At 59.3% G+C, this 14,317-nt stretch carries 8 protein-coding genes and 1 pseudogene; 6 read left to right on the top strand and 3 right to left on the bottom strand.

The annotated features are described in order from the left end of the window. Positions 1-615: 615 nt before the first annotated feature. Positions 616-1,890, top strand: coding sequence for an aminotransferase class I/II-fold pyridoxal phosphate-dependent enzyme (locus H8B02_RS36455; protein WP_229170646.1), 1,275 nt, complete (start codon positions 616-618; stop codon positions 1,888-1,890). A 367-nt stretch (positions 1,891-2,257) separates the two neighbouring features. Further along, positions 2,258-3,118: a MaoC/PaaZ C-terminal domain-containing protein gene (locus H8B02_RS36450; protein WP_229170645.1), complete on the top strand. Its 861-nt coding sequence runs from the start codon at positions 2,258-2,260 to the stop codon at positions 3,116-3,118. Positions 3,119-4,047: 929 nt separating this feature from the next. On the opposite strand, the gene H8B02_RS36440 is transcribed toward H8B02_RS36450, so the two are convergent. Further along, positions 4,048-4,389 (bottom strand): hypothetical protein, encoded by a 342-nt coding sequence (locus H8B02_RS36440; RefSeq protein ID WP_229170644.1) that lies wholly within the window; start codon positions 4,387-4,389, stop codon positions 4,048-4,050. Positions 4,390-4,885: 496 nt separating this feature from the next. Continuing rightward, the gene (locus H8B02_RS49150) at positions 4,886-5,185 is read right to left on the bottom strand and encodes an IS66 family transposase (RefSeq protein WP_376711758.1); all 300 of its coding nucleotides are present in this window, start codon (positions 5,183-5,185) and stop codon (positions 4,886-4,888) included. A gap of 1,329 nt (positions 5,186-6,514) precedes the next feature. Here H8B02_RS49150 and H8B02_RS36435 point away from each other — a divergent pair. Both H8B02_RS36435 and H8B02_RS36430 read left to right on the top strand, forming a co-directional pair. Continuing rightward, entirely contained in the window at positions 6,515-7,405 is an 891-nt protein-coding gene (locus H8B02_RS36435; RefSeq protein WP_229170643.1) for a crotonase/enoyl-CoA hydratase family protein, read from the top strand. 1,144 nt (positions 7,406-8,549) lie between these two features. Further along, the gene (locus H8B02_RS36430; RefSeq protein ID WP_229170642.1) at positions 8,550-10,202 is read left to right on the top strand and encodes a class I adenylate-forming enzyme family protein; all 1,653 of its coding nucleotides are present in this window, start codon (positions 8,550-8,552) and stop codon (positions 10,200-10,202) included. Between the two features lie 128 nt (positions 10,203-10,330). Here the strand turns inward: H8B02_RS36430 and H8B02_RS36425 are convergent. Then, positions 10,331-10,534 (bottom strand): annotated as a pseudogene (locus H8B02_RS36425) (integrase core domain-containing protein); the annotation flags it as partial. 865 nt (positions 10,535-11,399) lie between these two features. Between H8B02_RS36425 and H8B02_RS36420 the strand changes: the two are divergent. Beyond that, positions 11,400-12,296, top strand: coding sequence for a beta-keto acid cleavage family enzyme (locus tag H8B02_RS36420; RefSeq protein WP_229170641.1), 897 nt, complete (start codon positions 11,400-11,402; stop codon positions 12,294-12,296). A gap of 18 nt (positions 12,297-12,314) precedes the next feature. Next, positions 12,315-13,808, top strand: a complete 1,494-nt coding sequence (locus tag H8B02_RS36415; protein WP_312001503.1) for a 3-hydroxyacyl-CoA dehydrogenase NAD-binding domain-containing protein — start codon at positions 12,315-12,317, stop codon at positions 13,806-13,808. Positions 13,809-14,317: the final 509 nt, after the last annotated feature.

Genomic DNA, 14,317 nt, shown 5'->3' with positions numbered 1-14,317 from the left:
ATCTCTGCAACACCAATGCAATCGTTACTCTGCCTAAGGATGATCGCCTTCTGGGCGTCCGAGACTTTGAGGGCTTCATCGTCCTTCGTTCCTCCCAGCCGAGGGTATTAGGCAGCGAAAACTCTAGCCAAAAAACGGTCCAGTTGCCTGCCTCAGATCACCCGCCGCATCACGCTCGCCAGACGCGTCCGGCTGTTCCTCCAAGGCACTCCGGGCACTCGCCGATGCAGCCGAAACCGATCGAGGCCAGCGAACTACGGACAGCACAGTTGATTGGCGCTGCGACAATGCCAAGTGCCGGCGGATCTCATGGTGCGCGCAGACCGTGCCGGATTGGCGGCCAGCTCCTCGTTGGCCGCCACGGCCGACCCGCACGCCAAAATTCAAACCCGCCCCGCGAGAAGGCTTTTGGTCTTCATAGGGGCCGACCCAAAATCGGAATCTGGGCTGCCCTATTTGATTCGGTAGCTGCCCAACCGAATTGGCCAGTGCTTTAGTTCGTTTGGGCAAGAGGTAGCTTGAGCTGCCCGTAAGATCTGTAGAGAACGTCCAGACTCTAGTGCTGCCCAGTTGAATAGTCCATTGCTCATCCTAGCCAATCAGAATGAGAAAGAAATGCAGCAGCAACTCACTCCCTCCGATGGCCGTTACCCGACTGGACCTTGTCGGAGTACCGCGCACCTGATCGGCAAGGGTAGGCCGTACTTTGTTGCGGCCGATACGGTTGGTCTCAGGGCCGCCCATGGTCGTTCGACCGCCGGTCGCACCTTTGTTCCGGGCGCCGATCCAATTGATAGTCGATCGGAGATAATTGATTTCGTGCGATGCTCCTACCTGGGCTTGGACAATCATCCCGTGATCGTCGCTGGAGCGATCGCCGCCATTGAGGCGAAGCGGTCAACGCATCGATCCTGCGCACGAACGCTACTCGATCTCGATCTGCTGAGAGAACTTGAAGATACACTGTCCAACATGTTCTGCGCACGCGTGCTCGCCTTTTCCAGCGGCGTGCTCGCCAATATGGGCGCGATGCGCATCCTTGCTTTGGGCCAATTGACGGGCGGTAGGAGGCCGGTCGTCGTATTCGATCGCCTTGCGCACATCTCGCTCGCGTATCACAAGCCAGTCGTGGCTGATGAAACGCGGGTGGAAACGATTGCGCACAACGATATCGGCGCTCTCGAACGGCTGTGCCGAGAAAATCCGGTGGTCGCGTATGTATGTGATGGTGTTTACTCCGTGGGAGGCCATTCGCCGATTAAGGAGCTGCGTCAACTCCAGGAGCGGTATGGGCTGTTTCTTTATATCGACGATGCTCACGGCCTATCAGTCGTCGGATGCCAAGGTGAAGGATTTGCTCGCTCTCAGTTTCCGAAAGTGCTCGGTGATCGAATTATCATAGCTGCCTCGTTAGCAAATGGATTCGGAGCATCGGGCGGAATGTTGATGCTTGGATCGTCCGATCACGAGGCGATATTTCGACAATACTCCGTTGACTATGCGCCGGTGGCACCCAATCTGGCGGCGATCGGCGCGGCACTCGGCTCGTGCAAGATTCACCGCTCGCCAGAACTGAGCCAGCGGCAAGCGCGATTAGCGCAACGCATCGACCTTTTTGACCGTCGTGTTGTAACCGCCGAGCAAGGCAATTCACTTTCGATCAGAATGATTGCAATCGGATCGGAGGCCAATGCGACCGCCGTCGCAAGAGGTCTTCTCGATGCTGGCTTCTACACCTCGGTGACGTTCGTCCCGACGGCCGCGCAAGGAAGGGCAGGGATCCGGGTATGCATTACAGCGGAGCATGAGGCCCGCGACATAGAGCGGCTGTGTGACTGCATTTTGGAACAAGTCGCCGAGACAACCGGAAAACCCTACCCTCTGAGGTGAGGTGATGATTCTGCGGATGATTCATCTAGCTGCCCCGTAAGACCACGGAGCTGTCAATTGATTCGACCGCGAGAGATGCAGGCTTGTCAACCCTCGAGCGTTGCGACGGAACGCATGTATGTCGAACTGAGATACGTGCTGGTTCTCGTCCAATTGAAGGAGAATGTTTCAAAGTTTCGGACATTGGTGCACACCGGGGTGGCGTACGTTCTTGGCAATCCGGGATCGGGTCCTTTAACTGCTCGACAGACATCACATCTCAGGTGACTTTTAGCGTTTGCCGCCGATCTCGCGATTGCAGGGTAGAGCCCATCGGTCTCCAGCGCGTGCTAGTGTGATCGCAAAGGCAATGTCAACGGAGAGACCGATGCCAATTGACTATCCCGCTGTACTTTCTCTCAGGACCGAAGCTGCTCCCTATTCGTGGAGCGATCGCGAAGTGATGCTCTATGCAATTGGCATTGGCATGAGCTCCGATCCCCTGAACGAGAAGGAACTGCAGTTTGTTAACGAGGCATTTGTAAAGCCCAAGGCGCTGAAAGTGGTTCCCACCTTTGCTTCGGTTTGCGTTTGGGGGGCAAGACCAGGCGCCATCGAGCTCGACCGCGTCATGGTAGTAGATGGCGAACGCGACATCACATTTCACAAGCCGATGCCTGTTGCTGCCAGCGTGACCGCGGATGCCCGCGTGCTCGGCGTGTACGATAAGGGCAAGGAGAAAGGCGCGATCATTCAGAGCGAAATCGTCGTCAGTGATGACGCGGGCAACAAGATCGTCACGATTGTTTCTTCGACGTTTGCGAGGGGCGACGGTGGCTTTGGAGGACCATCGCAGGGAAAGCCCGAGCCACACCGAATGCCCCGCCGAGCGCCGGACAGGTCAATTGATATCTCGATCCGGCCCGACCAAGCGCTGATCTATCGATTGTCGGGTGATCGAAATCCACTGCACAGCGATCCAGAATTCGCGCGTCGCGCGGGTTTTCCGAAGCCCGTTCTCCATGGGATGTGCACCTATGGACTGACCTGCAGAGCCGTGTTGCAGACGTATGCCGACTACGATCCCTCTGCCTTCCATCGTCACCGCGCCCGCTTTTCTGCCCCGGTATTTCCGGGCGAGGTTATTACCGTCAATCTCTGGAAGGACGGCAATTCTATCTCATTCGACGCTCATGTTCGAGAGCGCCAAGTAACTGTCGTCAAGAACGGGCAGGCAGTGCTGGGCTGAGCCGTTGCTAAACGCCGAAATCCCGTGGCGGAGCGTGTCTAAGCAGGCGCCAGGCTGAGGCTGACTTTGAAGTTCCAGGGCATGAGCGCGTTTGTTGTGTGAGCCGGACGTACAGATCGACGTCGTTTATCGGCGATCTGTAGAAACGTAGCGACGGTCGGCCGGGTCCAGCCGCCGCCATGGCTGCCCGAAGAGTGCATTCTTCGCGATGGTTTGTGGCCGGATCGCGCGCTCGACGGTGTTGGAGGTCGACTTCGATGCGGCGCGTCGCTCAGGAAGCGCTCGAGAGCGATGCGCCCGGATGTGGCATAGCCAACTGCCTCGGCGAATTAGGATTGGCCGGACAGACGGGGCAGTTCTTTCTCTCATCTGTGGACGCTCTCATGAGCGCAAGATAATCCGTTCGTAAGGCGCTGCGCGTACGACCGGTCATGCCGCGGGCCCGTATGAGAGTTCGCGGATTGGGGTCAAATCACAGGCACTGAGGGGGAACTGGGTTTCCCGATCCCGTCTCATCAACTGTTGCGCCGTACCTTCCGTCGACCTTCATACACCCTCGACGACCTCTGGCCGGTCGACTACGCTGACGCGACCGGAGCTTGGTAGACCCCGCCCTTCGCCAAAAGAGCCCAGAGGAAGCAGGCCATCTTGTTGGCAAGAGCGACGATCACGAGCATAGGCGGGCTTGCGGGAGAGCATCCGCGCAAGGTACGATCCTTGGCGAGCGCCGCCAGCGGCGAGCGTGCCGCACGACGGCGCAAGCTACGATGATGAACAAGCGCCGCAAGGTAGCTCACCCGTCTTCGACGTTACGCCTAAATTTTTCTTTCCGCCGGTAGTTTCTGTTTCCGGGTGAGCCCGAGCTAGCAGCGAAGTTGCGGCCCTTTCCAAATGTCGCGACCTCAGGGCTTGGGCGACAAAGGCAGTCGCTAGTATCGAACCCAAACCGGGAATGGTTTCGAGTCACCGCACAGTTTTGTCTTCCCGGGCACGGCGACGATCTCGACGTCAAGATGTTTGATCCTGTGATGCAGCGAGCGCAGCACATCAATCAGAACCGCGAGCGCCGCTCGGGCGGCTTCTGGCAAATCGCTTGTCGGATCCGCCGCCAGCTCAATAAGTTTGAAGATGTGGGAAGGCCCGAGGAACGGCCACGCCGTGTTCGGCGAGGTGGGCATGCAGCATTGATCATCTGGGTCTGGCATCGCCGACCGTGGGGCGGCCTCACAAATCGCCTCGGCATTAGTGGCGTCGTTCTTCTGCCGCTTCACGAAAGGCTACACATAAGCTGGCGGCGGCGAACCGTGTGGTCGAGCTTGCCGATCTCGCGAGACCCACGATGCGCGCTGGCATCAGGCTTCCATGGCGACCACGCACGTCGGCCGCTTGGCCCCAGCGCCTTGTGATCTCCCAGAGCCCAGCCATCATCGTGACAGTCTGCGTCGCCAGGAGCGCTCTCGTTGACGTGAGGTTCGTAGAAATCACCTCCCGTGGGCAAATCAGGCTGTTAGCGTCACGCCCTCGTTGCTGCCCGCCGAGCTGACAGCCGGTCATAGGCGGCATAGCCGTCGACTTGCAGGATGCCGGCAAAAGATGGTGCGCGACGTATTCGCTGGCGCGCCTCTCCGCGAGCCGATATGCTATCATTGGCGGACCGTTGCTGGCAAACGGCCTATGGTCCCGCGCGTGCGCCCACAGCCCACGCCCTTTCCGTCTTGTCGATCCGGGGGCAGTGTCGGCAAGATCGTTCCATCGACGAACATCCGGTCAGCCTGCTTGATCTACCCCGCACGTAGTCGAAGAATGGCTGCAATTCAAGCGGGCCGTGCCCACCCATTGCGCCATCAAAGATCGGTCGAGATCGACGCGGTCACGTGCGTAGATCGATTCCTGCCGGTACAGTGGCAGTCCGTCGGCATTTTGGCCACGCGATCTGAGCGAGAAGCGCTTTGTTGGAAGACCGCTATCGACCAGATGGGCGGGGCCGAGGCCTGAACCACGCCGTCGCGGTTGCGATAGGAGTATTTGAGTTCCCCTATCTAACTGGTTCGCTGAAGGCCGTTGCACTATCGGCGCGCTCTATGGAATATGCGTAAGGCACCTTAAAAAAATGGGTTCGGTCGTGCTGTCCCGATCCGGCGGCGTCGATATTGAATCGATCAAGGAATGCAGAGCCATGGTGGCAAGTCGGCGCAGCACGAGACGTCCACGGTCGAGGTGCTGGTCAAAGTGGCCGATCTAATCGCTGAGGCCAATGGCGCATCGGCTCGATCGACACCAATCCGTTTCTAGTCACACCAAGATCAGCCTCTGGGTGGCTACGCGCAATGTAGCGCGTATGACTGATCATGCCTATATCAACGAGGCGGAGGTCTTGGCGAACTTTGGATTGACCGCCCGCGCGCCCAACACATCAATTCGCTGTTGGCAGAGCGTAATACGCCCGGCTGGCATGTTGCCACTGCTCGAGCTGGCGGCGCGGCGGGCTCTTGCCGCTGACGAGGTAGATCTGCAGTTAGTAACTGGGCGAAACGATCACAAGTTGGCAGACGTCGACGTGTGGGCCTGCGGCATCATTGACCTAGCTAGCGGTGATAAGAGAGGGACGATGCCAATCGAGCTATTCATCCCGGTCATGTAGTCGAGAGACCGACGCTCACGGGCCCTGCCCACAGCTCGCCATTCATGTGGCCGCTAGACCCTCATCAGGCAATCCCATAGAGATGTTGCCGCGCAGTTCAGCGTGACATAGCCGTGGGATCAGCTCCCTCCTACCTTGTCTTCATCAACATTGCATCTGTTGTGAGAGATCCGAGACGATCCCGCGCCAGTGTTCGTCGAAGGGGCGATGGGCTCAATATGAAAGTTGAACAACGTCTTGCGGCCGTACTATCGCACGAATTGCGAAGACGTTCCGCCGTCGAACCGGCCATCGGTCATCTCAAACACCGAGCATCGAATGGCCCCCAATGACCTCTGGGCCCCCGCCAGGGTGCGCCGTCAACGCCGTTGCCGTGAGGATTCTTGCTCTACCAAATCTTCGCCGCGCCTATCGCTTGACTTCAATTCTTCCCGCGCTGAAATCCACTTGTTCACGGCGGACTAAACCAACGACGCGCTCCAGTGCCAACCGCTCCCAACTCTCTCACCTCGGAAACCACTTATCGAAACAATGGCTGGGTCGGTCCCCTAGCTGACGGAATACTATTCACCTTTGTAGGTTCGTTGTTCCCGATTCTCGGGTAAATGAGCGTGCTCGGACACACGCCGTGCGACATATGGCCCACCGAAAGCACTGTCTTGAGATATTTGACGAATCGCCGACCAAAATAGTGACGCAGCCAAGGGCGCAATGAGTGACCACTGCTATTCACCCAGGCAATAAGAGGGAACACCATGTTCTACGAGACCATAAAATATGAACTCATCGAGCAGATCCTCACGATCACCTTGAACCGGCCAGAGAAGCTCAACGCCTATACTGACACCATGGAGCGCGAATTGATCGATGCGCTCGACCGCGCCGATGGGGACGACGACGTCCGCGCCATCATCGTAACCGGCGAAGGTCGCGCATTTTGTGCCGGCGGCGATCTCTCGGCCGGCGCCGACTCGTTTGACACCGACGCGCAGCGCGGACCTGTGAAAAGGCTGCACAATGGCAAAGTCGACTACAGCGATCCGAACGTCAGCGACAGCGGCGGTCACCTCACGTTGCGGATCTTCAGATGCCTCAAGCCCGTGATCGCCGCAGTGAACGGGCCGGCCGTCGGCATTGGAGTCACCATGCAGCTCGGGATGGACATCCGCATTGCGTCTGAGGCTGCGCGCTTCGGCTTTGTATTCTCCCAGCGCGGCGTTGTGCCGGCGGAAGCCGCCAGCTGGTTCCTGCCCCGCATCGTCGGCATCGCGCAGGCCCTCGAGTGGTGCTACACCGGCCGCGTCTTCGCGGCGCCGGAGGCGCTCGCGGGGAGGCTAGTCAGCAAGGTGGTGCCGCCTGGTCAACTGCTGCCGACCGCTCGCGCGCTAGCGCGGGAGATCGCCGACGAGGCGGCGCCGGTGTCGATCGCTCTCATCCGGCAGATGATGTGGCGCATGCTGGGCGCCGACGATCCTATGGAAGCCCACAAGATTGACAGCCGCGGATTTTATACTCGCGGTCGTTCCGCCGATGCCAAGGAAGGTGTGATGGCGTTCCTGGAGAAGCGGCCCGCGGTGTTCAAAGACAAGGTGTCCGTCGACATGCCGGACTATTTTCCGTGGTGGACGGAGCGGAAATACAAATGATCATCCGTCGTTCCGCGCCATGCGAAGTGCAGGCCGTGAGTCAGTGGTGTCATTCAGTCAGGGGGTGAACGTTTATTTGGGTGGGGCCGCCGCCACATCGAGATGGCAACCGCATCATTGCGACTGCAAGCGAAGACGAACGAGCGGTCCTCGGGATAACGAACTCGTTTCGTTGTTGTGGTACAGAGAGCCAGCGGTCCCAGAGGAAACATCGATAGCAACATCCGGCCGGTGACGCCGACGTGGATTAGATGGTGATGCCATGGACCACGGCGTCGTTGGGCAGAGCGAAGCGAGCAAGTAGGCCTTGGTGGCATGCGCGATCCGGCAAGGAGGTCAGATCCCACTTCGAGCGATTGGCCGCGTATCAGTAGGAAGAGTTAATCCATTCCGCGCTCGGATCAGTACCAGTCAGTGGCGCAAACCGGCGGATGGGTATCCGAAGCACTCGTCGGCTGCGCAATGCAGGCTAGCGCTGCGCTCGATTGCTTTTGGGACGGCAATTGCTGGCGATCGACTTTGCCGCCGCCGACACACTAAAAGATGGCTGCTTCTCGATGCATAAATGTGGTTCGGGTCGGCCTCGTATCGCCGCGCCAGATCGGCCACAGCCGCCCGTTTCTGCTCCGCCTTGAGCTCAATCTTTGCAGTCAGCGCCGCATCGAACTTCCGTCTCGTCTACTTCGTCAACGTGCCCTCCGTTTATCTAACGTCGCGGGCCCACTTCCAACTTAGCCCCTGATCCTAAATTGGAATTCATTTCATCTCACCAGAGTAGGTAGTGCACCGATCCGTTTTTGGTGGTGTACGATCACTTACTAACTCCCTGTATAGACTATGATGCGGCTCATCACGACAGGACAAGGTGCAGCAATGGCAAGCTTAGTTAACCCCTTGTACATCTCACGCTTCACTCAAGTACATGCCGAACGCCGCGACCAAAGAAATGGCCGCCAGGCGCTCGATAGGATGTCTCGATTACACGCCACTCTGATCGAGTCACAGCGCGAGCACCGAATCGGATTTCGAGTCATTAGACATCGATGCGAGTGAGAATCTGCTGATCGGTAATCTCTGCCGGCTGTCAAATGGAGCTCGCAGCCATTGTCAGAGCTGCCTTTGCCTCCTTGCCCTAAAGGTTCCAATGACCCCCGTTGCAAAATTGACACACATTCAGGTCCAAAAGCGCGTCGAAAACGCGTTGCGTCAGATCGAGGCGCTGGAATCCACATATGAGACAATCACGATTGGACAGCTAGTTTCAAGACGGGCGAGAACGCATGGCTCAAGGGTCGCAATTGAGGTCTTCGAACGGGGCGAGCGTGCGACCTACTCTGAGATGGACCGGTCATCCAACAAATATGCGCATGCGCTGCGTGCATTCTGCGTACGCAAGGGCGATCGCATCGGAGTGATGCTGCCCAATCGCATCGAATTCCCAATCCTTTGGTTCGCGATTGCGAAGCTCGGTGCGGTGATGGTTCCGATAAACGTGCGCTACACGCCGAGGGAGATCGAATACGTTCTCAGTGATACACAGGCCAAGTTCGCCGTCGTCGATGAGTCTGCATGGTCAGTATTCTCGGCAATGGAGCCTTGGCCGCGGGAACTCGCCACGGAGCGAGTAATTCTTGTTGGACAGCCCTCCGGCGGGACAGCGACCGGCCTCGATGAATTGCTCAAGGGCGTCGACGACTCTCTTGTGGAGGAGCGCATTCGGCCCGACGACCTATTGAACATTCAATATACCTCGGGGACAACGGGTTTTCCGAAGGGCTGCATGTTGACGCACGACTACTGGGGCGTCAGCTCATACCAAGCGATATGCTGGGAGCAGCGATACCAGAGGTATCTATCTGCGCAGCCTTTCTTCTATGTCGATCCGCCGGGGCATCTTCTGAAGTCGTATCGACAAGGCGGCACGCTGTACCTTGCCCCGCAACTTAGCTCGACGCGTTTCATTGGTTGGGTCAAGCAGCATCGAATCGATTGGTGCCAATTCCCACAGCTCGTCGCACGGCAAGCCGAGGCCGCCGATGAAGACGGGTCGACGTTCTTGAAGCAGACCCTGAATTGGGGCTGGAGTCCTGATACGGTGCGCCAATTTCGGAAGCGTTTTCGAGTACATACCCAGGATGCTTACGGGATGACAGAAATCGGCTTCGGCACACGCATGACGACTGAGCTCGACGAACTGGCCGACTCGGGGTCGGTTGGCATTCGCGCGCCCTTTCGGGCGCTGCGGCTGATGAACGAGGATGGTAGGCCAACACCCGTAGGCGACGTTGGCGAGCTGTGGGTAAGGGGACGCGGGATCTTCAAGGGCTATTGGAGCAAGCCGGAAGCAAATGCGGCCTTGTTTGAAGGCGAATGGTTCAAGACCGGTGATCTGATGCGTCGCGATGAACTCGGCCTTTATTGGCTAGTGGGGCGCACGAAGGACATGATCCGTCGCTCGAGCGAGAACATCGCTGCTCTCGAGCTGGAGACAGTCATCCGTGAGATTCCTGAGATTGCAGATGTGGCCGCCGTGCCCGTTCGAGATGTGAAGCGCGGAGAGGAGGTGAAGATCTGCGTCCAACTAACTGAAGGTGTCAGGCCGGACATTCTGGCTGTCGAGCGTATTCTGAAGCATGCTCGTGCTCACCTTGCCGCGTTCAAGGTGCCGCGGTACATTGCATTCACTCCGGTGCTTCCTCGAACCGCATCCAGCAATAAAGTTCTCAAGCGTGAGCTGATGGCCGTGAGTAATCCGCTTGCCGGCGCCTATGACACGGAGGAGAAGCGTTGGCGCTGAATCGGACTTTGACCCCTGTTTGCTACCCCTGTTTGCGCGCGCGGAGTCGCCAGCTCCGACACGCGAAGCGGCCTTGCACCAAGTGTTGTCCGGTCCTGAGTTCGCGCAGGCAGTTGGATTAGGGCGGTGGGAGCTGGCGCGGAGCTCCGGCATAACACAGCCCCAGCTTCCGGCGCGGCTGGCAGATGATAGCGAATCCGGACGGCGTCTTCCATCCGAGCTGCGAGTGTGGTCGTGTAACGTTCAAAATCGACCCGTCAGCATCAGAGCTCGACGCGAGCCGGTGACGTGATCGGCATCTCGTTCAGCAATTGATCTCGCAGCCGACCGTTGTCCAAAGTGCTGACGAATTGCCTGAGTCTCAAATCGCGGTTCGAGGCCCGCATGGGGCAGTTGTACGGGCCTATGCGGCCTACGACACTTATTCCAGGCCAGCTCGGCTGCAGCGGAGGCAAAATAGCCCCGCATCGCTCGCCGCCCACCAACCGGCAACAGCCAGACCCTAAAGTCTACAATCTTCTCTTCGCACGACGCGGGCAAAAGTGGATTATCTTCCTCAGACCGGCCAGGCAAAAACATGCGCAAGAGCGTTGAGAGAATTGGACACTCTTTTGATGCTGCACCCCGTAGCTGCCCAATCGTCCTCCATTAGCGACATCTTGCCGAGCGGGCCTCGGCGGTTAGAAAAAGCAGCACGACGCTGACAGCTGGAGCATCACCGCGCCACCGATAAGAAACCACGATGCGGGACGAGGCACTGTTGTCGAGCGCGCCGGCGTGCAGTCGCCATAGGGCACGTCATCCTCAAGTTTTCAAGCTCGAGCTTGGCATGGGAGCGATCGACAGCACATGAGGCTCCATTGTCCGTGCCAGCCGTGTTCGCTTGACTACGGCGATGTCGGAATTCCAACGACACGTTATTTCGAGAGCAGCTTGCGAATTATCGTACATGTCTTCTCTGGCCAGGCAAGCCGCAAACGGGCGTCCACGAGTGGCATGCCGATTGCTGGGATGGAAAATACGGCAGCCAAGGCGTTCGCAGTGGGTCTGTCGTCAAGAGTTTCAGATGAGACCCGCTCGAGTGATCCTCGTCAATGAGCTGAAGCTGGTTACGCGCGGAATTCCAAGAGCGGAGAACATCACGAGATAGAACTAGTCGCGGTTGGTGCCGCTCGGATCAGCGAAGGGAAGATGTGGATGATTTCCGAGGTGTTCGTCACCTGTGCGGTCACGGGTGGGGGCTATTCGGTGGAGCGAAGCCCGCACGTGCCGGTGACCCCGAAGCAGATCGCAGACTCGGCGATCGAGGCAACGCGTGAGGGGGCGGCGGCGGTGCACATCCACGTGCGTGATCCCGAAACCCGCCGAGCCTCGCGGGATCCGGCGCTGTATCGGGCAGTGGTGGAGCGCATTCGCAAGTCGGATGTCAATCCGGTGATCAACCTGACTGCAGGGTTGGGCGGCGACCTCGTGCTGGGTGGGCGGGACTCTCCCTTGCCGCCGAACCCCGCGGGGACGGACATGGTAGGCGCGCTTGAGCGACTAGCACACGTGGAAGAGCTGCGCCCTGAGATCTGCACCCTGGATTGCGGGACGATGAACTGGGGCGCCCGTAGCGAGTATATCCTAGTTAACACTTCTGCGTCGCTGCGCAAAATGGCCGCGCGGGTGCAGGAGCTAGGCGTGCGTCCTGAGCTCGAGGTGTTCGATACTGGTCATCTGGTGACGGTGCACGACTTAATCGAGGAGGGGCTGATCGAAGACCCGCCGCTGATCCAGCTGTGCATGGGGATACGGTACGGCGCGCCGGATGATCCGACCACGCTGATGGCGCTGGTCCACCGGCTTCCGGCGCGTGCCGTCTACTCGGCCTTCTCGATCGGGCCTATGCAGCTTCCGTACGTAGCATTGGCGCCGTTGGTGGGCGCGAATGTGCGGGTTGGGTTGGAGGACAACCTGTACCTCTCCCGCGGACGGCTGGCGACTAACGCCGAGCTCGTGCAGCAGGCGGTACAGATTCTCGAGAGGATCGGAGTACGGGTGATGAGCCCGGATGAGATGCGCGAGAAGCTCGCGCTCAAGGTTCATATCTGAGGGGTCAAAGACAAGTTCATGCCTAAGGGATCGGAGTTCATGTCTGAGAGGCGGCCGCGAACGGTCGGGCTGTTGGGGGCCGGGGTAATCGGTGGCGGGTGGGCTGCACGGTTTGTGCTCAACGGAGTGGACGTGCAGCTGCTTGGTCGGTCGCCTGGGACGACCGAGCGCGTGCGGCAGATGCTGGTCAACGCGAGGAGGGCATATCAGCGGCTGACGCCAGTTCCGCTGCCGGCTGAGGGGGCGTTGACGTTCGTGGATTCGGTCGCGGACGCGGTTCGTGGCGTAGAGCTCGTGCAGGAGTCCGTGCCGGAGCGCCTGGGGCTCAAGCAGCAGCTGCTCGCGGCCGTCAGCCGCGTGGCTGCGCCAGAGACCCTGATCTGCTCTTCGACCTCGGGGCTTCGGCCGTCTTTGCTGCAAGTAGAGATGGATCAACCCGAGCGCCTGATTGTCGCGCACCCGTTCAACCCGGTATACCTGGTGCCGCTGGTTGAACTGTGCGCCGGACAGAGCACCGCGCCCGAGACGCTGCTGCGGGCGGCAGAGATCTACCGGTCGGTCGGGATGCACCCGCTCGTGTTGCGCAAAGAGGTAGATGGGTTTATTGCGAACCGGTTGCAGGAGGCGGTGTGGCGCGAGGCGCTGTGGATGGTGCACGACGATCTGGCCACCGTGCAGGAGGTCGATGACGTGGTCCGTTACTCCTTCGGGCTGCGCCGGGCGATCATGGGCCCTATCCAGACCTACCGCATCGCCATTCCTGAGACCAGCGCGCGACGCTCGATGGAACGATGGGGACCCGCACTGAAGTTGCCGTGGACGAAGCTCATCGAGGTGCCCGAGCTCACCGACGCTTTCCTGGACAAACTCGCCGAGCAGTCAGACTCACAGGCCGAGAATCTGACCATCCCCGAACTCGAGCGGAAGCGCGACGACTGCCTTGTGGCCGTACTGCAGGGGTTGCGTGCTCAGGGCTGTGGCGCCGGCGAGACGCTCGCACGTTGGGAGCAGCGGCTGCTCGACCGCGGGCCGCAGCTTATCAACGGTACCGGCCCGCTGCGGATGCCGACTCGACAGATACCGTCTGACTGGCTGGACGGCAGCGGCCAGATCACAGAGAGCCGCTCCCTCCAGCTCTGTGGCATTGCTACCGACAACCTGCTCTCTTACATCGGCGTCGATGGCGGATACCGCTCAAATGTCGGAAGTTACTACACGGTCGAGACGCACCTCTCTCATCTTCGGGACCTGTATGTCGGCGATCAGGTGCAGGTGCTCACGCAGGTTCTCGGCGCCGATGACAGACGCCTTCAGCTTTTCCACGTGCTCATGCGCAAGGGTGACGAGGGGCCAGCGGCCACGGGCGAACAGATGCTGGTTCACGTCGAGGCCAGCAGCGGTCGCAGCGGACCCGTGCAGGGGAAGGTACGCGAGCACTTGCTAAAGCTGGCGCGGCTGCACGCGGAGTTGCCCCGTCCGGACCGGGCCGGCGCAAGCATCCGGCTGGGCTGAGCGTGAACTCCACCGGCTGCAAGCGAGATCGAGAGATTGGGTGAGACTTCGGAGTACTCTGCGAGCTAATGTAAGAAAACCCGTCTTGATGAGGCTCATGTGGACGCTCCCGCGACCTATGGCTGTATTCCTGGTCGTTGAAGATGAGGCCGCTCGCACGGTCTGAGCGTAAAAGGCGAGGACCGTTGGACGATGGCCTGAGCCTTCTCGTGAACGATTGGTGCAACCGAAGGAGTTTAGAAATTGGACAGACGGAGCACATCACGGATCCTTTTCCAGGAGCATACGTGCGGCTTCGCATCCGGGCTTCCTCTTAGCGTTGGCTTGGGATAATCGACCATCGATGCTCCACGCGCAGCGCAGCGAGCGCAGGAGCCTACGTAGCCTCTGGGGCCGCGACACGCTTTAGATTTCATTGCCGTGCGATCTGGCTTCGGTTTGTCCCTGCTTGCGAACATAAGAGGTGGCAGTTTTCAAAGCCTCATTTTCATCGGTCGAACCGGCAAGTC

The sequence above is a fragment of the Bradyrhizobium altum genome, from assembly GCF_020889705.1.
GTDB classification, from domain to species: domain Bacteria; phylum Pseudomonadota; class Alphaproteobacteria; order Rhizobiales; family Xanthobacteraceae; genus Bradyrhizobium; species Bradyrhizobium altum.
This window is presented reverse-complemented; position numbering and strand designations above follow the sequence as displayed.